This is a genomic window from Diaminobutyricimonas aerilata (genome assembly GCF_002797715.1).
GTDB classification, from domain to species: domain Bacteria; phylum Actinomycetota; class Actinomycetes; order Actinomycetales; family Microbacteriaceae; genus Diaminobutyricimonas; species Diaminobutyricimonas aerilata.
The window spans coordinates 2,032,784-2,053,765 of the sequence record NZ_PGFF01000001.1 but is presented as its reverse complement, the minus strand read 5'-3'; the positions used below and the strand labels follow the sequence as shown (position 1 = coordinate 2,053,765).

The window sequence follows — 20,982 nt, the reverse complement described above, 5'->3', positions numbered from 1 at the left end:
GGACGCTGTCCACGCCGAGAGGGCAGCGCGAACGGAATTCATCCTTGCGCGGACAACCGACATCCGGACCCGATCATTCCCGGATCGCGGGATTCATTCGCCCGCAGCGGCGGATCACCGCCCGCGCAACCGCTCCAGGTCCCGCCGGTCGCGCTTGGTCGGGCGGCCCGATCCGCGGTCGCGCGCGATCGGCGCCGCCGCCTCCTCCTTCGGCGGGGGAGGCGGGGTGAGGTCGAGCATCGCCTCCGCCGCGACCGCCGCGCCGACCCGCTTCTCGAGGGGCACCTTGACCACGAGGTCGCGTGCCCGCGCGCCACGCACGACGACCGCGTCTCCAGGGGCGACGCGCTGCGCCGCCTTCGCCCGCTCGCCGTTGACGCGCACGTGCCCGGCACGGCATGCGGCGGTCGCCGCGGAGCGGGTCGTGAACACGCGCACAGCCCACAACCAGGCGTCCACACGCGCGGAATCGGATGCCATCCGACGACCCTAATCCGCCCCGCTGCGTCGCGCGTGGGCGTCCCGCACGCGATCGGTGAGCTCGCGCCACGGCCCGTTGAGCCCGCGTTCGGGCACGCGGGCGCTGTGCGGCGGCGCCGAGATGAGGTACACGAAGCGGTCGGGAGCGGGATCGTCGGGCACCGCGTCCCACGGGCACGCGTCCACGAGGGGCTGCCAGTCGGGCCACTCGCCGTCGTCGATCTCGACGGCCCACTCGCGACGCAGTCCCGCGAAACCGCCCGTGCGCACGACCGAGATCACGGCGACGGGCCGCCCGTTGCTGCGCATGGTCCTCCTCGTCGGCCCCCGTGCGCGCCACGATAGCAACGTGGAGGCCCGGCGTGACAGGCTGGCCGCATGGATGCCGCACCCGCTCCCTCCCCGCGCCGGGTCCCCGATCCGCAGCGTCGCCCGCTCGGCAGCGGCGACGAGTGGGTCGACGGGCCGCGGGGCCGGTTCTGGGGCGGCTTCGGCGCCGCCGGTCTGCTCGTGGCCCACCGCGCCGCTGGAGTGCTCTTGCAGCTGCGTGTCGGCTGGAGTCACTTCGGCGGAACGTGGGGTCTCCCGGGCGGCGCGCGCAAGGAGCACGAGGACGCCGCGGCCGCCGCGCTCCGCGAGGCGGGCGAGGAGGCCGGAGTGCCCGCCGGTCTCGTGCGCGTCGTGGGGGAGTCGGTTCTCGACTACGGCTACTGGTCGTACACGACCGTGCTCGGAGTCGTGGAGGAGCCCTTCGTGCCGGTGATCGCCGACGCAGAGAGCGACGACCTGAGATGGGTGCCGTTCGCCGAGGTCGACGCGCTGCCGCTGCATCCCGGATTCGCGGCGTCGTGGCCGATGCTGCGCCCCCGCATCGAGTCACTCGTCTGAGCGCTCAGCCGATCGGCACGCCGACGGCTGCCCACGCGTTCCGGACCGCCGCCGACTCGGGGGAGCCCTCACCGAAGCGCGAGTCGGCCGCGTCGAGCGTCGCCCGGGCGAACCGCGCGAAGTCGGTGTCCGCGGCCAGACCACCGACGAGGGTGTCGTACCAGATGACGCCCGCACGCTCCCACGCGTTGCCCCCGAGGGTCGTCGCGACGAGGTGGAAGGCGCGATTCGGGATGCCCGAGTTGAGGTGCACACCGCCGTTGTCCTCTGCCGTCTCGATGTAGTCGCGCATGTGGCCCGGTTGCGGGTCCTTGCCGAGCACGTCGTCGTCGTACGCCGAGCCCGGCTCGGCCATCGAGCGCAGGGCGCGACCGGAGACGGCGTCGGTGAACAGGCCCTCGCCGATGAGCCAACTCGCCTCCTCGGCGCCCTGCCGGCGCGCATACTGCTCGACGAGCGCGCCGAACACGTCGGAGACCGACTCGTTGAGGGCCCCCGACTGGCCCCGGTACTCGAGCGCCGCCGCGTACTGCGTGACGCCGTGCGCGAGTTCGTGCCCGATGACCGAGAGTGAGGCGGTGAACCGCCCGAACACCTCCCCGTCGCCATCGCCGAAGACCATGCGCTCCCCGTCCCAGAACGCGTTGTCGTAGAGCTCCCCGAAGTGCACCGTCGCCTCGAGCGGCAGACCCGCATCGTCGATCGAGTCCCGTCCGAACGCGTCGCGGAAGAGCGCGTGGGTCGCGCCCAGGCCGTCGTAAGCCTCGTCGACCGCGACGTCGCCGGTGGGGTCGTCGCCCTCCCGCCGCACGATCCGGCCGGGCAGCTCCTCGGTGCCCTCCGCGTCGCCGATGGTGCGCACCGGCGTCCGCCGCTCCAACTCGACGACGAGGTTGTCGTCGGCGTCGACGGAGAGCGAGAGCCGCGCGGAGTCGCGGAACCCGCGGGCCATGAGCGTGTTGCGTGCCGCCCGGGCGGCACGCTCGAAGCCCGCCCGGTCGGTGTCGGCGAGGCGCAGCAGCAGGTAGGGCGGGACGATCGAGTGCGGCATGGGTCCGAGCCTACGGAGGGCCGCCGACGCGGCGCGCCGCGTCCGTGGCCGTTGAGCGCCTGTTCAGCTGGCGGTCACCCGGCGGCGGGCTCGGTCGCGAGCGACGCCTTCCACCGCACGAGGCTGCGCACCGTCTCGCTCGGATCGTCGGCGAGGCGGCGCATGACGTCGTCGGGCACGAAGTAGTTGACCGCGACCCATCCGCGCACCCGCTCCGACTCGTCGCCGGCGAGGCCGCGCAGCACGTCGCACGGGGTCTGCTCGTTCCGGGCGACGCACGCCCGCACGCCCTCGTCGCCGTCGCGGGCGAGCGCCTCGAAGAGATCGGCCGGCGCGTTGTAGCTGCTCGCGACCGACTCGCGGATCTTCGGGTTCTCGTGCCCGGCGAGCAGCCGCAGCCGGCGGATCTTGCTCTCCGTGACCGGCGGGGCGGGGTGCAGCGCGGCCGCCTCCTCGGCGGTCAGCATGCGCGGGGCCATGCGCTGCATCTGCGCCCGCTGGGCTGGCGTGTTGAACCGGATGCACGACATGCGTTCAGGCTAGCCCGGTGTCCGTTCCCGACCCCCCGATGCCTCGCGTGTCGTCACCGAACGACTGGGGAGGAGCGCCCCCGCGGACGGGGGCCCGCCCTAGACTCGGGATGTGGGATCGGTGCCGGAGCGGATCGTGAGCGACAGGGTGCTCACGGTGCCGAACGCGCTCAGTTTCGTGCGGCTGCTGCTCGTGCCCGTGTTCCTCGTGCTGATTGTGCGCGGCGAGGACATGTGGGCCCTCATCGTGCTCGTGATCTCGACCGTCACCGACTTCTTCGACGGCGTCATCGCCCGTCGCTTCGGGCAGATCACCCGGCTCGGGCAGCTGCTCGATCCCGCCGCCGACCGCTTGTTCATCTTCGCGGCCGTCATCGGCCTCGCCGTGCGCGATGTCGTGCCCTGGTGGCTGATGATCCTGCTGATCTCGCGCGACCTGCTGCTCGTCGTGCTGGGCATCGTGCTCGCGAACCACGGGTTCGGTCCGCTGCCGGTGCACCACCTCGGCAAGTTCGCGACGTTCGCCCTGTTCTACGCCTTCCCCGTGCTCATGCTCGGCCAGGCGGTGCCCGAGACGGCCGCGATCGCGGTGCCCATCGGGTGGGCCTTCGCCCTGTGGGGGGCGTTCCTGTACTGGTGGGCGGGCATCGTCTACACGATGGAGACGGCCCGCGTCATCCGCTCACCGCGGCCGCAGGCGGTCCCGGCATCAGATACGCTGAACGGCTAAGGAGGTTCTCGATGGTCGATCCCCGCCACGACGACAATGACGTCCCCGCGCAGCGCCGGTCGGCCGCCGACACGACGGTCCACTACCAGGACGACTTCAGCGCGCAGCTCGCCGCCATGCAGGCCGGCGCCTCGACCGAGGAGCACGACGCGATCACCGCGCTGCCCTCGGGCTCAGCGCTGCTCGTCGTGCGACGTGGACCGAACGCCGGCGCCCGCTTCCTGCTCGACACCGATTCCTCGATCGCCGGCCGTCACCCCGACGCCGACATCTTCCTCGACGACGTGACCGTGTCGCGCCGTCACGCGGAGTTCACGCGATCTGAGGGCACGTTCCAGGTGCGCGATCTCGGTTCGCTCAACGGCACGTACTACGACGGTGTCCGCATCGAGAGCGCGCAACTGCACGACGGCGCCGAGGTGCAGGTCGGCAAGTTCCGCCTCACCTTCTACGCCTCCCGGGCCGACCTCGCGGCTCCGGCGGCTCAGTAGTGGCGCGCCCCGCCGCGTCCTCCACTGCATCCGGGGGCGCCTCCCTGTTGAGCATCGGACAGGTGCTCGCGCGCCTGAACCCGGAGTTCCCCGATCTCACCCCGTCGAAGCTGCGCTTCCTCGAGGAGCGGCAGCTGATCTCGCCGGCGCGCACGGCGTCGGGGTACCGCAAGTTCTCGAACGCCGACGTCGAGCGTCTGCGGTTCATCCTCTCGATCCAGCGCGACCACTACCTGCCGCTCAAGGTCATCCGCGGCTATCTCGACGATCTCGACGCGGGTCGTGAGCCCACCCTGCCCGGGGGCGCTCCCGCGCCGTCACCGTCGATGCTGTCGAGCGAGCGGCGGTTGTCGCGCGACGAGCTCATCCGCGAGGCCGGGGCGACGGCGAACCTGCTGGCGGACGCGGTGTCCGCTTCGCTCATCACGCCGTCGGACCACTACGGCGACGACGCCGTGTCGGTGCTGCGCGCCCTGGCCGAGCTGCAGCGCACGGGCATCGAGCCGCGCCACCTGCGGGGATTCCGGGCGGCGGCGGAGCGCGAACTGGGACTCATCGAGAACGCCCTCATGCCGGTGTCGCGTCGCAAGGACGCGTCGAGCCGGGCCCGCGCGGCGGAACTCGCCCGAGAAATAGCGGGACAGCTCGAGGTGGTACGGAGTAGCCTGATCCGATCGGCCCTCTCCCGTTTGAACTCGTGACAGGCAGCGCCGGACCCGTCAGGGCCGACACGCCGAGCGGTTCGAACCGGATGTGTTTGGTCGGGGTCCTGCTCGTCGGTAGCGTGGTCACAGCGGACCTCAAGGTCAAGTTGAACATGAAGGTTAGGACGAGCGGATGAGCGAACTCAGCCAGAACGGCGAATCCCGCTACGACCTGGGGCTGCTCTTCACCGACGGCATGCCCGAGCTCGACGACGCCTCCGGGTACCGCGGGGCGGTCGCCGCACGCGCCGCCGGCATCAGCTACCGCCAGCTGGATTACTGGGCCCGCACGCAGCTCGTCGAGCCCACCATCCGCGGTGCGGCCGGCTCGGGCTCGCAGCGGCTCTACGGCTTCCGCGACATCCTCGTGCTCAAGCTCGTCAAGCGCCTGCTCGACACCGGCATCTCGCTGCAGCAGATCCGCATTGCCGTCAACCAGCTCCGCGAGGCCGGCATCAGCGACCTCGCCCAGACGACCCTCATGAGCGACGGCGCGAGCGTCTACCTCTGCACCTCGAACGACGAGGTCATCGACCTCGTCAGCCGCGGGCAGGGCGTGTTCGGCATCGCCGTCGGCAAGGTGCTGCGCGAGGTCGAGACGAGCCTCGTGGAGCTCGACTCCACGCCCGGGGCCGACCCCATGGATGAACTCGCCGCCCGTCGGGCCACCCGCGCCTCCTGACCCCGTACGACGAACCGCCCGCGTCCAGAGGACGCGGGCGGTTCGGTGTTCCGGGGTACGGATCAGGCGGGTCGGATGTTCGACGCCTGCAGGCCGCGGGGGCCCTGGGCGGTGTCGAACTCGACGCGCTGGTTCTCCTCGAGGTTGCGGTACCCGTCGGCCGCGATCGCGCTGTAGTGCGCGAACACGTCGGGGGAGCCGTCGCTCGGCGCGATGAAGCCGAAGCCCTTTTCGGAGTTGAACCACTTGACGGTGCCGGTAGCCATGTTGCTGTCTTTCTTTCGGTGATGCGAGCCGCGGATGCGACGTGCGGGACCGCGTCGACGACGCGGACGTGTGGGGGAGTGCCGCCCCTGCGGGGGCACGGCGCCCGGAGCGGGGGCGACGCCGTCGGCGTCGTCCACCGCGCGGCGGGCGGAGTCGAGATCGGGATACGAGCCGAGCGGGCCGTTGAACCGGTCGGTCGCCGTGTAGACGGCGTCCTCGCGGGTCACGATTCCCGCATACTCACCGGAACGCGTCGCGACCCAGAGGTCGTCGTCGGCGTTGATCCACGTGAGCGGGGCGGTCGAGATGTCGGTTGTGACGGAGAAACGGATGAGGCGGGTCGATTCGTGCGGGCCACGCGACCGTCATGGTCGGTGTCGAAGATGGTGCGGCGGTGTGCCTGGTTCTGCTAGACGCGGCGGAACTGATTGACCATCGGGCAATCGAAGGGATCCCGTGCAGAGAGTCCGACTCGGTTGAGATAGGCGATGACGATCGCGTACGAACGGACCAGCGTCGTCTCAGTGTAGGGCACATCGAGCGTGCGGCAGTGCTCCCGCACGATCTCGCGCGCCTTGGCGAGGTGCGGTCGGGGCATGTTGGGGAACAGGTGGTGCTCGACCTGGTAGTTCAGACCGCCCATGAGCGCGGACGCCCACCAGCCGCCGGAGATGTTGCGCGAGGTGCGCACCTGCTTGGTGAAGAAGTCCAGCTTCTCGTCGCGACCGACGATCGGCATGCCCTTGTGGTTGGGGGCGAACGAGGCACCCATGTACACGCCGAAGACGGCCAGCTGCACACCGACGAAGGCGAACGCCATACCCAGCGGGAGCATCATGAAGATGACGGTGAAGTAGAGCGCGAAGCGCGTCGCGAGCAGTCCCAGCTCGATCCAACGACCCTTGACAGGCTCCTTGGAGAAGAGCGTGGCGATCGATCGCACGTGCAGATTGGCGCCCTCGAAGGTGAGGAGCGGGAAGAACAGGTAGCCCTGCTTGCGGGTGATGAGAGCCGACAGGCCCTTCTGCTTCGCCGCGTCCTGCTCGATGAACGAGATCGTGTCGATCTCGATGTCCGGGTCCTTACCGACCCGGTTCGGGTTGGCATGGTGTCGCGTGTGCTTCGTCATCCACCACGCGTAGCTGATGCCGACGACGAAGGCGGCGATGAAGCGGCCGATGCGGTCGTTGGCCGGGCCCGACTGCAGGATCTGGCGGTGGGAGGCCTCGTGGGCGAGGAAGGCGAACTGGGTGAAGATCAGTCCGAGCGCGCCGGCGATGAGCAGCTGGAACCAGCTGTCGCCGAGCAGGATGAAGCCGGTGATGGCGCCGCCGAGGGCGAGGACGAGCCCCAGTCCGAGCACACCGTAGAACCACCGCGTGCGGTTCAGCAGGCCCGACTCCTTCACGACGCGGGAGACCGCGGTGTAGGACTGGGTGACGGGAACCGCACCGGGGGTGCGGGGCTTCGGCGATCGGACCGCACCGAGGCGTCCGGCGGGAAGGGAATAGGCGGAAGAGATGAGGAATATCCGTCCGTAAGGCAACCTTGGCTGCAAATCAAAAGGCCAAAGGCAAACCGCCGACGACTTACTTCACGCTACCGGTCCACGGCCGGAATCCCCGCCGCGCCGACACTTGCCCGGCGTGTTCCCGGGCGATGGTCAGCGAACGATCTGCGGTGCGGCGGATGCCGGGTCGGGGATCTTCGCCGTGCGCATGACCCGTTCGAGCAGTTGATCGAAGTTGCGGGCCATCTCCTGCGCACTCTCCCCGGGCCACACGTGCAGCGGCTTCGCCGCGCCCTGGGCCTGCTGCAGGGAGGTGCGCTCCGGCAGCTGCGGGGAGAGCACGAGCGGGCCGAACATGTCGCGCAGTTCCTTGATGCGGAACTGGTGCTCGAGCGACTGCACCCGGGCGCGGTTGACGATGATGCCGAGCGGCTGGAGACGGGGCGAGAGACCGCGACGGATCTCCTCGATCGCGCGCAGCGCGCGATCCGCCGCCGCGACGGAGAACAACCCGGGCTCGGTCACGACGGTCACCCGATCGCTCGCCGCCCACGCGGTGCGCGTGAGCGCGTTGAGGGACGGGGCGCAGTCGATGAGCACGAGGTCGTAGTCCGACTCGACGTTGGCCAGCGCCTCCTCGAGTTTCCAGATCTCCCGGATGCTCGGATGCGGCCCGTCGAAGTTGATCGCGGACGGGGATCCCACCATGACGTCGATCTTCCCCGGGCGGCCCTTGGTCCAACCGGACGGGGCGATGGCCGCGCGCACGATCTTCTCCTTGGGGGAGGCCAGCACGTCGGCGACGTTGAGGTGACCGGCGACGGTGATGTCCATACCGGTCGACACGTCCGACTGCGGATCGAGATCGACGACGAGCGTGCGCAGCCCCTTCGCGAAGGCCGCCGAGGTGAGACCGAGCGTCACCGTGGTCTTGCCCACGCCCCCCTTGAGGGAGCTGACGCTCAGTACGTGCATGATTCAAGACCTTACCTTCACTAATCTGAAAGGACGCAATCACACGACCCGGTGCGCACGGCCGCGCCCCGGCGTCTTCCGCCTGCGGTTCAGTCGACCCGGAAGGAACGCATGTTCAAGAAGATCCTCGTAGCGAACCGAGGCGAGATCGCCATCCGCGCGTTCCGTGCGGCATACGAACTCGGGGCGCGCACCGTCGCGGTGTTCCCCTACGAGGACCGCAACTCCATGCATCGTCTGAAGGCCGACGAGGCCTACCAGATCGGCGAGGTGGGGCACCCGGTGCGGGCGTACCTCGATGTCGCCGAGATCATCCGGGTCGCCAAGGAGAGTGGCGCCGACGCCATCTACCCGGGATACGGGTTCCTCTCCGAGAACCCCGACCTCGCGCAAGCCGCGGCAGACGCCGGCATCACCTTCATCGGACCGCCCCGTCACGTGCTCGAGATGGCCGGCAACAAGGTCACCGCGAAGGAGCACGCCATCGCGGCGGGTGTGCCCGTGCTCAAGTCGACCCCGGCGAGCCGTGACATCGAGGAGTTGCTGCGCGGCGCCGAGGAAGTCGGGTTCCCCGTGTTCGCGAAGGCCGTCGCCGGTGGCGGCGGACGCGGAATGCGCCGGGTGAACACGCGGGAGGAACTGCGCCCCGCGCTCGAAGAGGCGATGCGCGAGGCCGACAGCGCCTTCGGCGACCCGACGATGTTCCTCGAACAGGCCGTGCTGCGCCCCCGGCACATCGAGGTGCAGATCCTCGCGGACGCGGACGGCGAGACGGTGCACCTCTTCGAGCGTGATTGCTCGGTGCAGCGCCGCAACCAGAAGGTCATCGAGATCGCACCGGCCCCGAACCTCGACGACGACATCCGCCAGGCGCTCTACCGCGACGCCGTGGCGTTCGCCCGGTCGATCGGGTACGTCAACGCCGGAACCGTCGAGTTCCTGCTCGACACGGTGGGGGAGCGTGCCGGCCAGCACGTGTTCATCGAGATGAACCCGCGCATCCAGGTCGAGCACACCGTCACCGAAGAGGTGACCGACGTCGACCTCGTGCAGTCGCAGATGCGCATCGCGTACGGTCAGTCGCTCGCCGAGCTCGGGCTCACGCAGGATCGTCTGCAGCTGCGCGGCGCCGCGCTCCAGTGCCGCATCACCACCGAGGACCCGGCATCCGGGTTCCGTCCCGACACCGGCAAGATCACGACCTACCGCTCGCCCGGTGGTGCCGGCGTGCGCCTGGACGGCGGCACGATCAACCCCGGTGCGCAGATCAGCCCGCACTTCGACTCGATGCTCGCGAAGATGACCTGCCGCGGCCGCGACTTCCCGGCCGCCGTCGCCCGCGCCCGGCGCGGTCTCGCCGAGTTCCGCATCCGAGGCGTCTCCACCAACATCCCGTTCCTGCAGGCGGTGCTCGAGGACCCGTCGTTCGTCGCGGGCGACCTGAGCACGTCGTTCATCGAGGAGCGCCCGGAGCTCGTGCTGGGCCACCAGTCGAAGGACCGCGGCACCAAGATCCTCAACTGGCTCGCCGACGTCACCGTGAACAAGCCCAACGGCGAGGCCGGCGCGGCGATCGACCCGGCGATCAAGCTCCCCGCGGTCGATCTGCAGGCGCCCGCGCCGGACGGCTCCCGCCAGCGACTGCTCGAGCTCGGTCCCGTCGGGTTCGCAGCGGCGCTGCGGCAGCAGACGGCCCTCGCCGTCACCGACACGACCTTCCGCGACGCGCACCAGTCGCTGCTCGCCACCCGCGTGCGCACGAAGGATCTCGTCGCGGTCATGCCGCACGTGGCCCGCCTCACCCCGCAGCTGCTGTCGGTCGAGGCGTGGGGCGGTGCGACGTACGACGTGGCCCTGCGGTTCCTCGGGGAGGACCCGTGGGAGCGCCTCGCGGCGATGCGGGAGGCGCTGCCGAACGTCGCCATCCAGATGCTGCTGCGGGGTCGGAACACGGTCGGCTACACGCCCTATCCGACGGAGGTCACCGACGCCTTCGTGCAGGAGGCCGCCGCGACCGGTGTCGACATCTTCCGCATCTTCGACGCCCTCAACGACGTGAATCAGATGCGTCCGGCGATCGAGGCGGTGCTCGCGACCGGCAGCACGGTCGCCGAGGTGGCGGTCTGCTACACCGGCGACCTGCTCGATCCGGCAGAGGACCTCTACACCCTCGACTACTACCTGCGCCTCGCGGAGCAGATCGTCGACGCGGGAGCGCACATCCTCGCCATCAAGGACATGGCCGGACTGCTGCGTGCGAGCGCCGCCGAGAAGCTCGTCACCGCACTGCGGGAACGCTTCGACCTGCCGGTGCACGTGCACACCCACGACACCGCCGGCGGTCAGCTCGCGACGCTGCTCGCCGCGAGCCGCGCCGGTGCGGACGCGGTCGACGTCGCGAGCGCCCCGATGGCCGGCACGACGAGCCAGCCGAGCGCCTCGGCGCTCGTCGCCGCGCTCGCCCACACCGAGCGTGACACGGGCATCCCGCTGCAGGCCGTGAGCGACCTCGAGCCCTACTGGGAGGCGGTGCGCATCGCGTACAAGCCGTTCGAGTCCGGACTGCCGGGTCCCACCGGTCGCGTCTACAAGCACGAGATCCCCGGCGGGCAGCTCTCCAACTTGCGCCAGCAGGCGATCGCGCTCGGGCTGGGCGACCAGTTCGAGAAGGTCGAGGACTGGTACGCCGCGGCCAACCGCATCCTCGGCCGTCCGCCGAAGGTGACCCCCTCGTCGAAGGTCGTCGGCGACCTCGCCCTGCAGCTCGCCGCCGCCAACGCCGACCCCGACGACTTCGAGCGCAACCCCGACAAGTACGACATCCCGGACTCGGTGATCGGCTTCATGGCCGGTGAGCTCGGCGACCTGCCCGGGGGCTGGCCCGAACCGTTCCGCAGCAAGGTGCTCGAGGGGCGCACGGTCAAGATCGGGATCGCGGATGTGGCCGCGGAGGACCGCGAGGCGCTGCAGACGCCCGGCGCGGAACGGCGCGCGGTGCTCAACCGCCTGCTGTTCGCCGGCCCCACGAAGCAGTTCGAGCAGGTGCGCGAGCAGTACGGCGACCTGTCCGTCGTCGACACGGTCGACTACCTCTACGGCTTGCGCCAGGGCGGCGAGCACGTCGTCGAGATCAGCAAGGGCGTGCGGCTCTTCGTCGGGCTCGAGGCGATCGGCACGGCGGACGAGCGCGGCATGCGCACGGTGATGTCGACGCTCAACGGGCAGCTGCGACCGGTCTTCGTGCGTGATCGCAGCATCGCGGTGGAGTCGAAGTCGGCGGAGAAGGCGGACACGTCGATCCCCGGTCAGGTGGCGGCCCCGTTCTCGGGCGTCGTGACGCTGCAGGTCGCCGAGGGCGACACCGTTCAGGCGGGGCAGGCCGTCGCGTCGATCGAGGCGATGAAGATGGAGGCGGCGATCACCTCGCCCGTGGCCGGTGTCGTCAAGCGGGTCGCGATCCCGAAGACCCAGCAGGTCGACGCGGGCGATCTGCTCGTCGTGGTGGGCTGACCGCCCGAGGCGTGCGGGAGGCTCGGCGCTAGACTGGCGAGTCTCCCTCAGCGGAAGGACCCACAGTGGCGGACAAGCGCGATGACACCGACCGCGATGGCACCTACCGCGATGACACCGACCGCGATGGCATCGACCGCGATGGCACCGACGCCGAGGGGCAGCGTACGGACTCCGTTCCGCACGGCGCATTCGACCTCGCGGAGCCCTCGGGCGACCGTCTCGCCGGCGAACTCCCGCACAGCCTGACGATCGCGATCGACCTCCCCGCTCCCGTTCACGAGGCACCCGACGACGAGGCGGCGCTCGCCATCCCGGAGGTCGCGGTCGATCCCGGCCGGGTCGAATCGGCGTCCCCGTCGACCCGTTCGGTCGAGATCGTCCCGCCTCGCGCCGACGACCACGCGCGACGCGACCGGTTGCGCGGCGACGCGCCGGGCGCACCGGAGTCCGCCGCGATGCTCACCGCCGACCGGCTGCTCGACGACCGCAAGTCCGGCCGCAACGTGCCCGAGGGGCGCTGGCCGCGCCTCGTGTACGGCGCCACGCTGCACCGCGTGAACATCGGCGACTCGGCGAAGGTGCGGGCGCGCAAGGCGCTCGACGCACGCATCGACAAGGCGTTCGAGGGCGGCGCGCGGTTCGTGCCCATCCTGACCCGCAAGGGCGGGGTCGGCAAGACGACGATCACGACGCTGCTCGGCATGGCCCTCGCCGACGTCCGCGAGGATCGCATCGTCGCGATCGACGCCAATCCCGACCGCGGCACCCTCTCGGAGCGGGTGCCGAAGCAGACCCGGGCGACCGTGCGCGACGTCGTCACGCGGGCGCCCTCGATCCAGGGGTTCACGGACTTCAGTTCGCTCGTCTCCCGCGACGACACGCGGCTAGACATCCTCGCCTCCGACACCGATCCGATGCTGTCCGAGGCGTTCGACGAGAACGACTACAACGTCGTCGCCGACCTGTGCGCGCGCTACTACTCGATCGTGCTCACCGATTGCGGCACGGGCATCGTGCACTCCGTGATGCGCGCCACCCTGCAGCGGGCGGACTCGGTCGTCATCGTCTCGGGAGGCAGCGTCGACGAGGCGCGTCTGGCATCCGAGACCCTCACCTGGCTCGAGGCCAACGGCTATGGCGAGCTCGTGCGCAACGCGATCGTGGCGCTCAACACGGCGACTCAGGGCACCCAGCTCGTGAAGCTCGACGAGATCGAGGCGCACTTCCGCTCGCGCGTGCGCGAGATCGTGCGCATCCCCTACGACCCGCAGCTGGCTGCCGGGTCGGTCGTGAAGTACAAGGAACTGAAGCCGTTCACCCGGGACGCCGCGCGCGAGCTCGCGGCGCTCGTGGTCGACGGCCTCCCGACGAGACGGAGCTCGTAAGTGGCAGAACGTCCCATCCGCTATTTCGGCGACCCCGTGCTGCGCTCGGCGTGCGACCCGATCCGCCCCGGCGATCCGCGCGCCGCGGGTCTCGTGGCCGATCTGCTCGAGAACGTGCAGCTGCCCGGACGGGCAGGTCTCGCCGCGAACCAGATCGGCGTCGGGCTGCGTGCCTTCAGCTACAACGTCGACGGACGGATCGGGTACGTCATCAACCCCGAGCTCGTCGAGGTCTCCGGCGAGCCGGAGCTCATGGACGAGGGCTGCCTCTCGGTGCCCGGGTTCTACTTCCCGCGGTCGCGGTACCCCTTCGCCCGGGTGCGCGGTGTCGACCTCGACGGGAACCCGGTCGAGATCAGCGGCACCGGCCAGCTCGCGCAGGCCCTTCAACACGAGACGGACCACCTCGACGGCAGGCTGTACCTCGAAGGGCTCGAGCCCGAGGTGAAGCGCGACGCGATGCGCCAGGTGCGTCAGGCGGACTGGTTCCGCAACTAGGCCGAGGCGTTGGTCTCCTCCGCCGCGGTCGTCGACGGCCGGTTCCGCTGCCGCAGCCGCTACCGCTGCCGCTGCCGCTGCACGTCGTCCGGGCCTGAGCCCCGACCCGCATGCGCCCGGCCCGCATGAGCACCACGCGACGGAGGCCCCCGCCGAACGGCGAGGGCCTCCGTGCATCCGATCCGCAACTAGGAGGAGATCGAGACGCCCTGCGTGTCCGGGGCGGGGGAGTACATCCCCTCGATCTCGGCGGCGAAGTCCTTCAGGATGACGGCGCGCTTGATGCTCATCTTCGGGGTGAGGTGGCCGCTCGCCTCGGTGAGTTCGATCGGCAGCACGCGGAACTTGCGGATCGACTCCGCCCGCGACACGCGCGCGTTCGCCTCGTCGACCGCGCGTTGCACCTCGGCGAGCACCTTCGGGTGCACGGCCGCCGCGGCGAGGCTCAGGTCCGCGGCCTCGCCGTTGTTGTTGAGCCACACCGGCAGCATCTCCGGATCGAGGGTGATGAGCGCCGAGATGAACGGCTTCTTGTCGCCGACGACGACCACCTGGCCGACGAGCGGGTTCGCGCGGATGGGGTCCTCGAGCGCGGCGGGGGCGACGTTCTTGCCGCCGGCCGTGACGATGATCTCCTTCTTCCGTCCGGTGATGGTGAGGTAGCCGTCGGCGTCGATCGCGCCGACGTCACCGGTGTGGAACCACTCGCCGACCATGGCCTCGGCGGTGGCCTCGGCGTTGTTCCAGTAGCCGCCGAACACGTTGATGCCCTTGACGAGGATCTCGCCGTCCTCGGCGATCTTCAGGCCGACGCCCGGCAGCGCCGGTCCGGTCGTGCCGATCTTGAACTTGTTCACGAGGTTCACGGTCGCCGGCGCGGTGGTCTCGGTGAGTCCGTAGCCCTCGAGGATGCGGATGCCGAGGCTGCGGAAGAAGTGCGCGAGGTGCAGACCGAGCGGGGCGGAGCCGGAGACCGCGTACTGCACGTTCCCGCCCATCGCGGACTTGAGCTTGGAGTAGACGAGCCGGTCGAAGAGCGCGAACTGCAGCTTCAGACCGAGCGGCACGTGACCGGCATCGAGCGCCTTCGAGTGTTCGATCGCCACGTCGGCGGCCCGGCGGAAGATCTTGCCCTTGCCCCCGGCCTCCGCCTTCTGCTCGGCCGAGTTGTAGACCTTCTCGAACACCCGAGGCACCGCGAGCAGGAACGTCGGCTTGAACGACCCGAGCGACGGCAGCAGCTGCTTCGTGTCGGCCTGGTGCCCGACGCGCACCCCGGCGTGCACGCACAGGATCGAGATGAACCGCGCGAACACGTGCGCGGTGGTGATGAACAGCAGGGTCGACGCTCCGGGCGCGACGACGTCGGCCATGACGACCGCGGCGTTGCGGGAGAGTTCCACGAAGTTCGCGTGCGTGAGCACGACGCCCTTGGGCTTGCCGGTGGATCCCGACGTGTAGATGAGCGTCGCGAGGTCGGACGCCTTCGCGAGCGTCCGACGCCGCTCGACCTCGTCGTCGGAGACGCCCGCGCCCGAAGCGGTGAGCTTGTCGAGGTCGCCGAGGTCGACCTGCCACACGCGCGCGACCTGGGGTACGTCGCCCGCGATCTCGTCGAAGCGGGCGAAGTGGTCCGGCGTCTCGACGATGAGGCCGGTCGCGCCGGAGTCCTCGAGGATGTACTGCACCTGGCTCGGTGACGACGTCTCGTAGATCGGCACGAGCACGGCCCCGGCGAACGCGAGCGCGAAGTCGACGAGGGTCCATTCGAACCGCGTCTTGCACATGAACGCGATCTTCTCGCCCGGATGCACACCGGCGGCGACGAAGCCCTTGGCGAGCGCCACCACCCGGGTGTGGAATTCGAGCGCGGTGACGTCCTCCCAGCCCCCGCTGGCGGTCGGCAACGAGAACAGGGCGAGTTGCGGCGACGCGGTGGCCCGATCCACGAGGAGGTCGGTGATATTGGCGTCGGGATCGGGTTCGACCACGAGCGGGGTAAACGTCTCGTTCACGGCAACTCCTTCGGTACCGAGTGGATGGTGGCCTCAGTGTACCGACGGACCATCACGGATCCCTTCGAACAGTAGACTCGTCGCTCGTGCAGGCGATCGGGATCGACATCGGCGGAACGAAGATCGCGGGAGGCGTCGTCGATGAGAACGGCGTGATCCTCGCCGAGGAGCGCGTGCCGACCGATGCGAGCGATCCGCAGGGCATCGTCGATGAGGTCGTCGCGATGATCGAGCGGCTGCGTGCGGGTCACGACGTCGTGGCGGCCGGAGTCGCCGCACCCGGATTCATCGACGCGCAGCAGTCGCTCGTCTACTACACGCCGAACATCAGCTGGCGCAACGAACCGCTGCGCCGGCACCTCACCGAGCGGCTCGATCTCGCCATCACGATCGACAACGATGCGAACGCCGCCGGATGGGCCGAGTTCCGATTCGGCGCCGGCCGCGACGTGAGCGACATGACGGTGCTCACCATCGGCACCGGCGTCGGCGGCGCGATCGTCAGCCAGGGCCGACTCTTCCGCGGAGGCTTCGGCGCCGGAGCGGAACTCGGGCACCTGCGGGTCGTGCCCGACGGGCTGCCGTGCGGCTGCGGCGCGCACGGCTGCATCGAGCAGTACGGGTCGGGTCGCGCCCTGCTGCGCATGGCGAACGAGATCGCGGATGTGGGCGGGATCGGCCTCGCCCTCGCGGCCGCCCGTACTCGCGACGGCAAGCTCACGGGACACACCGTCGGCCGACTCATCGCCGAGCACGACCCGGGTGCCCTCAGCGCGTTGCGGCAGCTCGGCTTCTGGCTGGGCCAGGCGTGCGCCTCGCTCTCGGCCGTGCTCGACCCGCAGATCTTCGTCTTCGGCGGCGGGGTCGCCGAAGCGGGGGAGCTGCTGCTCGCCCCCATCCGCGAGGCGTATCTCACCCACCTCCCGGCACGGGGCTATCACCCCGAGCCGGACTTCGTGATCGCTCAGCTCGTCAACGACGCGGGTGTCGTCGGCGCGGCCGACCTGGCCCGGGTGCACGCCACCGCGCGCTAGGATTTCCCGTCGGCCACCGGGAGGCTCGGATGTTCTACTGGTTCATGAAGAACCTCGTCGCGGGCCCGATCCTGCTCACGGCGTTCCGCCCGTGGGTGGTCGGTCGGGAGAACGTGCCGAAGACGGGCGCCGTCATCTTCGCGAGCAACCACCTGTCGTTCATCGACTCGGTGTTCCTGCCGCTCGTGCTCGACCGGCGGATCTCGTTCCTGGCCAAGAGCGACTACTTCACCGGCCGCGGCATCAAGGGATGGCTCACCCGCCTCTTCTTCCAGGGCACGGGCCAGATCCCGATCGACCGCTCCGGGGGCAAGGCCTCGGAGGCGTCGCTCAACACGGCGCTGCGTGTGCTCGCCCAGGGTGAGCAGCTCGGCATCTACCCCGAGGGCACCCGTAGCCCCGACGGTCGCATGTACCGCGGCCGCACCGGCGTCGCGCGCATGATCCTCGAGGCGCACGTCCCCGTGATCCCCGTGGCGATGATCGACACCGAGAAGGTCATGCCGATCGGCCGGCGCATCCCGAAGGTCCGCCGCATCGGCATCGTGTTCGGCGAGCCGCTCGACTTCTCGCGTTTCGAAGGCCTCGAGGGTGACCGGTTCATCCTCCGTTCCATCACGGACGAGATCATGTACGAGCTCAACCGTCTGAGCGGCCAGGAATATCTGGACGTCTACGCCTCTTCGGTCAAGGACAAGGTCGGCAGCTCCAGCCGCTGACCCCCGCGTCGCCGTCGACGCTCCCGGCGTTCGCTAGGCTCGCTCCTTGGGTCCCTGCTCGCCGGCAGCCGTCGACGGGCATGCCCGTCATCCGTCACCGTCCAGCAAGGAACCGCCCGTGGTAGACCCGTCAGAGCCCGTCGTTCTCGCCGATCCCTCCGTGATCGCCGGGCTCGACTATTGGCGGACCCTGCCGGTGAAGCAGCAGCCGGAGTGGCCGGATCCGGATGCCGTGGGCGCCGCGTCCGCGGAGATCGCCACGATGCCGCCGCTCGTGTTCGCGGGCGAGGTCGACATCCTGCGCGACCGGCTCGCGCGCGCCGCGAGCGGTCAGGCGTTCCTGCTGCAAGGCGGCGACTGCGCCGAGACCTTCGCCGGGGCGACCGCCGATCAGATCCGCAACCGGGTGAAGACGATCCTGCAGATGGCGGTCGTGCTCACCTACGGCGCGTCGATGCCGATCGTGAAGGTCGGCCGCATGGCGGGCCAGTTCGCGAAGCCGCGCTCGAGCGACACGGAGACCCGCGGCGAGGTGACCCTGCCCGCCTACCGGGGCGACATCGTCAACGGCTACGACTTCACGCCGGAGTCCCGTCAGCCGGATCCCCGTCGGCTGGTGCAGGGATACCACACGTCCGCGGCGACCCTGAACCTCATCCGCGCGTTCACGCAGGGTGGTTTCGCCGATCTGCGTCAGGTGCACAGCTGGAACCGCGGCTTCGCCGCCAACCCGGCGAACCAGCGCTACGAGGGTCTCGCGCGTGAGATCGACAAGGCGATCCGGTTCATGGAGGCGGCGGGAGCCGACTTCGACGAACTCAAGCGCGTCGAGTTCTACTCGAGCCACGAGGGTCTGCTGATGGACTACGAGCGGCCGATGACGCGCATCGACTCGCGCACCGGCACGCCGTACGACACGTCGGCGCACTTCATCTGGATCGGTGAGCGCACGCGCGAGCTCGACGGCGCCCACGTCGACTTCTTCTCGCGGGTGCGCAACCCGATCGGTGTGAAGCTCGGCCCGTCGACGACGCCCGAGACGATGAAGCAGCTCATCGACAAGCTCGACCCCGAGCGCGAACCCGGTCGCCTGACCTTCATCACGCGCATGGGCGCCGGCCGCATCCGCGATGCGCTCCCGCCCCTGCTCGAGGCGATCAAGGGCATGGACGCCAACCCGCTGTGGGTCACCGACCCGATGCACGGCAACGGCGTCACGACGCCCACCGGGTACAAGACGCGGCGGTTCGACGACATCGTCGACGAGGTCAAGGGCTTCTTCGAGGCGCACCGCGCCGCGGGCACCCACCCCGGCGGCATCCACGTCGAGCTCACCGGCGACGACGTGACGGAGTGCCTCGGCGGCTCCGAGATGATCGACGAGGCCACCCTCGCGACGCGGTACGAGTCGCTGTGCGACCCGCGCCTGAACCACATGCAGTCGCTCGAACTCGCCTTCCTCGTCGCCGAGGAGCTCAGCGCGATCTGATCCGCGGGATGGTCGCTCCGCATGCGTGCGGAGCGACCGGCGGGATCAGAAACCGGCGAAGTTGACGCGGATCGTGGACCCCTTCGGCGCGGTCTCACCGGCCTCGGGGTCGATGCGGCTGACGACGAAGGCGCCGGGGAAGGCGTCCGCGAGGCGGTTGTACTCGAGCTGGAAGCCCGCGGCGGTGAGTGCCTCCTTGGCGGCCGCCCAGGTGTCGCCCACGACATCCGGGACCTCGACCGGCTCGGGACCCTTCGATACGGCGAGATCGACCGTGTCGTCCACCCTGATGACCTTCGGCGAGCCGTCTTCGTTGGTCGTGATGATGCCGATGACGGCACCTTCCTCGATCGCGTCGCTGAACTGCTGCAGGTTCTGGCCCGCCGTCAGGCCGGCTTCGCCGAGCACGGCGGTCGCATCCTCGACGCTTCGGCCCGCGAGGTCCGGCAGCGGACCGGCGGAGACGACGAGGGTGATGGGGAGCTGGTCGCCGTACTGCGCGCCCGCGGCCAGGGGCGCGCCCTGCCCGTCGAGTGCGTCGAGCACCTGACCCTCAGGCACCTCGGCGTCGAACTGACGGATCGCGGTGCCCTCGGTCCAGTGTTCGCGGATGACCGTCTGGGCCACGCTCTCCTGCAGGCCGCGCAGCTCCTCGACGGCGAACAGCTCGCGACCCTGCGACACGAGCAGGGTGACCGTCTCGCCCGGTGCGAGCGCGGCCCCCGGCTCGGGATCGGTGCCGGCGACGCGACCGGCCTCGATCTCGATCGAGAACATCGTGCCGCTCGGGTCGACCTCGAAGCCGAGCTCCTGCAGGGCGGCGGTCGCCTCCTCCGGGGTGCTGTCGGTGACGTCGGGCACGGTGACGGCGGCACCGGGGCCGGCACCGAACCACCACCCGCCCACTCCGGCGGCGGCGGTGAGCACGAGGATGATGACGAGCAGCATCCAGCCCTTCGACCGGCGCTTGCGGCTCTGCACGGCGAGGCTCGCGGTGTTCTCGGTCAGGGCGGGACCGGTGTCGGCGGGTGCGGCGACGGCCGGGCGGCCGCCGAGGATCTGCGTCTCGGCGGTGGATTGCGTCGGCAGGGGCGCTGCCGCGGGCAGCACCATGGTGCGCTGGGCTGAGGTCGCCTGCGTCGGCAGTGCGGTGCGCAGCGACTCCTGCGTGTCGAGGAGCTGATCGAGCATGGCGCGGGCGTCGCGCGGGCGATGCTCGGGGTCGCGGGCGGTCGCCCACAGCACGAGCTCGTCGAGCTCGGCCGGTACGCGCGGGTTCTTCGTGCTCGGCGCGGGCACGTGCTCGTGGGCGTGCTGGTAGGCGATCTGCATCGGCTGCTCGCCCTTGAACGGCTGCTCGCCGGTGAGCATCTCGAACATCATGATGCCGACGGCGTAGATGTCGCTGCGGGTGTCCGCGATCCCGCGGGTCACGAGCTCGGGGGAGAGGTAGGCGATCGTGCCGAGCAGCGCGGCGCCCGTGGCCGTGTTCGCTGTCGCCGCGCGGGCGAGTCCGAAGTCGCCGATCTTGATGCGTCCGTCGTCGGCGAGCAGCACGTTCTCGGGCTTGAGGTCGCGGTGCACGATGCCGGCCTTGTGCGCGGCCGCGAGGCCGGAGAGCACCGCCTCGATGATGTCGATCGTCTGCTCGGAGGTGAGGCTGCCGTAGTCCTGCAGCAGGTCACGCAGGGTGATGCCGGGCAGGTACTCCATGACGAGGTACGCGGAGTCGCCGTCCTGGCCCTGGTCGAACACGTTCACGACGTTCGGATGCGCGAGGCGGGCCGCCGAGCGCGCCTCCTGGATGAAGCGCTGGGTGAACTGGCTGTCGTCGGCCAGGTGGTGGTGCATGATCTTGATCGCGACTCGGCGCTCGAGGCGAAGATCGGTGGCGAGGTAGACCGTGGCCATGCCGCCGCGGGCGATGCGGGAGCGCACCTGGTACCGGCCGTCGATGAGACGGCCGATCATCGGGTCCGTGGTGCTCGTGCTCACCGTTCGAGTCTAAAGATGAGCGGCTC

General features: G+C 70.1%; 20 protein-coding genes. 11 read left to right on the top strand and 9 right to left on the bottom strand.

Features of this window, described 5'->3' with window-relative positions; translation table 11 throughout:
- Positions 1–114 precede the first annotated feature (114 nt).
- Together CLV46_RS09890 and CLV46_RS09885 are read right to left on the bottom strand one after the other, a co-directional pair.
- Complete coding sequence (locus CLV46_RS09890; RefSeq protein ID WP_100364610.1) at positions 115–480, bottom strand: RNA-binding S4 domain-containing protein; 366 nt, start codon at positions 478–480, stop codon at positions 115–117.
- A gap of 9 nt (positions 481–489) precedes the next feature.
- Positions 490–789: a protealysin inhibitor emfourin gene (locus CLV46_RS09885; RefSeq protein WP_100364609.1), complete on the bottom strand. Its 300-nt coding sequence runs from the start codon at positions 787–789 to the stop codon at positions 490–492.
- A gap of 69 nt (positions 790–858) precedes the next feature.
- Here CLV46_RS09885 and CLV46_RS09880 point away from each other — a divergent pair, with 69 nt between their 5' ends.
- A complete protein-coding gene (locus CLV46_RS09880) occupies positions 859–1,368 on the top strand; it encodes an NUDIX domain-containing protein (protein WP_100364608.1) in 510 nt (169 codons plus the stop codon).
- A 4-nt stretch (positions 1,369–1,372) separates the two neighbouring features.
- Here CLV46_RS09880 and CLV46_RS09875 read toward each other — a convergent pair whose 3' ends face one another.
- Both CLV46_RS09875 and CLV46_RS09870 read right to left on the bottom strand, forming a co-directional pair.
- Positions 1,373–2,419 (bottom strand): M4 family metallopeptidase, encoded by a 1,047-nt coding sequence (locus CLV46_RS09875; protein ID WP_100364607.1) that lies wholly within the window; start codon positions 2,417–2,419, stop codon positions 1,373–1,375.
- 74 nt (positions 2,420–2,493) lie between these two features.
- Positions 2,494–2,949: a hypothetical protein gene (locus CLV46_RS09870; protein ID WP_100364606.1), complete on the bottom strand. Its 456-nt coding sequence runs from the start codon at positions 2,947–2,949 to the stop codon at positions 2,494–2,496.
- Positions 2,950–3,061: 112 nt separating this feature from the next.
- Here CLV46_RS09870 and CLV46_RS09865 point away from each other — a divergent pair, with 112 nt between their 5' ends.
- The 4 genes from CLV46_RS09865 to CLV46_RS09850 all read left to right on the top strand — a co-directional run bounded on the left by CLV46_RS09865 (position 3,062) and on the right by CLV46_RS09850 (position 5,556).
- A complete protein-coding gene (locus CLV46_RS09865; RefSeq protein ID WP_245866710.1) occupies positions 3,062–3,679 on the top strand; it encodes a CDP-alcohol phosphatidyltransferase family protein in 618 nt (205 codons plus the stop codon).
- A gap of 11 nt (positions 3,680–3,690) precedes the next feature.
- Positions 3,691–4,170, top strand: a complete 480-nt coding sequence (locus tag CLV46_RS09860) for an FHA domain-containing protein (protein WP_100364605.1) — start codon at positions 3,691–3,693, stop codon at positions 4,168–4,170.
- Complete coding sequence (ftsR, locus tag CLV46_RS09855) at positions 4,170–4,871, top strand: transcriptional regulator FtsR (protein WP_100364604.1); 702 nt, start codon at positions 4,170–4,172, stop codon at positions 4,869–4,871. Before CLV46_RS09860 ends, ftsR begins: the two co-directional genes overlap by 1 nt.
- 136 nt (positions 4,872–5,007) lie before the next feature.
- On the top strand, positions 5,008–5,556 hold the full coding sequence (locus CLV46_RS09850) for a MerR family transcriptional regulator (RefSeq protein ID WP_100364603.1): 549 nt from the start codon (positions 5,008–5,010) through the stop codon (positions 5,554–5,556).
- Positions 5,557–5,618: 62 nt separating this feature from the next.
- Here the strand turns inward: CLV46_RS09850 and CLV46_RS09845 are convergent, their stop codons facing one another.
- The 3 genes from CLV46_RS09845 to CLV46_RS09835 all read right to left on the bottom strand — a co-directional run bounded on the left by CLV46_RS09845 (position 5,619) and on the right by CLV46_RS09835 (position 8,308).
- Positions 5,619–5,822 (bottom strand): cold-shock protein, encoded by a 204-nt coding sequence (locus CLV46_RS09845; RefSeq protein WP_100365998.1) that lies wholly within the window; start codon positions 5,820–5,822, stop codon positions 5,619–5,621.
- A gap of 410 nt (positions 5,823–6,232) precedes the next feature.
- On the bottom strand, positions 6,233–7,354 hold the full coding sequence (locus CLV46_RS09840; protein ID WP_425430424.1) for a fatty acid desaturase family protein: 1,122 nt from the start codon (positions 7,352–7,354) through the stop codon (positions 6,233–6,235).
- 132 nt (positions 7,355–7,486) lie between these two features.
- On the bottom strand, positions 7,487–8,308 hold the full coding sequence (locus tag CLV46_RS09835; protein ID WP_100364601.1) for a ParA family protein: 822 nt from the start codon (positions 8,306–8,308) through the stop codon (positions 7,487–7,489).
- Between the two features lie 111 nt (positions 8,309–8,419).
- Between CLV46_RS09835 and CLV46_RS09830 the strand changes: the two genes are divergently transcribed.
- The 3 genes from CLV46_RS09830 (at position 8,420) to CLV46_RS09820 (ending at position 13,704) form a co-directional block, all read left to right on the top strand.
- Entirely contained in the window at positions 8,420–11,818 is a 3,399-nt protein-coding gene (locus CLV46_RS09830) for a pyruvate carboxylase (RefSeq protein ID WP_100364600.1), read from the top strand.
- A 65-nt stretch (positions 11,819–11,883) separates the two neighbouring features.
- A complete protein-coding gene (locus CLV46_RS09825; RefSeq protein WP_170028560.1) occupies positions 11,884–13,206 on the top strand; it encodes a MinD/ParA family ATP-binding protein in 1,323 nt (440 codons plus the stop codon).
- Complete coding sequence (locus tag CLV46_RS09820) at positions 13,207–13,704, top strand: peptide deformylase (RefSeq protein ID WP_100364599.1); 498 nt, start codon at positions 13,207–13,209, stop codon at positions 13,702–13,704.
- A 188-nt stretch (positions 13,705–13,892) separates the two neighbouring features.
- On the opposite strand, the gene CLV46_RS09815 is transcribed toward CLV46_RS09820, so the two are convergent.
- On the bottom strand, positions 13,893–15,719 hold the full coding sequence (locus CLV46_RS09815) for an AMP-dependent synthetase/ligase (protein ID WP_100364598.1): 1,827 nt from the start codon (positions 15,717–15,719) through the stop codon (positions 13,893–13,895).
- Between the two features lie 86 nt (positions 15,720–15,805).
- Between CLV46_RS09815 and CLV46_RS09810 the strand changes: the two genes are divergently transcribed.
- The 3 genes from CLV46_RS09810 (at position 15,806) to CLV46_RS09800 (ending at position 18,961) form a co-directional block, all read left to right on the top strand.
- Positions 15,806–16,753, top strand: a complete 948-nt coding sequence (locus CLV46_RS09810; protein ID WP_100364597.1) for an ROK family glucokinase — start codon at positions 15,806–15,808, stop codon at positions 16,751–16,753.
- Between the two features lie 29 nt (positions 16,754–16,782).
- Positions 16,783–17,472 (top strand): lysophospholipid acyltransferase family protein, encoded by a 690-nt coding sequence (locus CLV46_RS09805; RefSeq protein ID WP_100364596.1) that lies wholly within the window; start codon positions 16,783–16,785, stop codon positions 17,470–17,472.
- 118 nt (positions 17,473–17,590) lie between these two features.
- Complete coding sequence (locus CLV46_RS09800; protein WP_100364595.1) at positions 17,591–18,961, top strand: class II 3-deoxy-7-phosphoheptulonate synthase; 1,371 nt, start codon at positions 17,591–17,593, stop codon at positions 18,959–18,961.
- Between the two features lie 45 nt (positions 18,962–19,006).
- On the opposite strand, the gene pknB is transcribed toward CLV46_RS09800, so the two are convergent.
- Positions 19,007–20,956: a Stk1 family PASTA domain-containing Ser/Thr kinase gene (gene pknB / locus CLV46_RS09795; RefSeq protein WP_100364594.1), complete on the bottom strand. Its 1,950-nt coding sequence runs from the start codon at positions 20,954–20,956 to the stop codon at positions 19,007–19,009.
- Positions 20,957–20,982 lie beyond the last annotated feature (26 nt).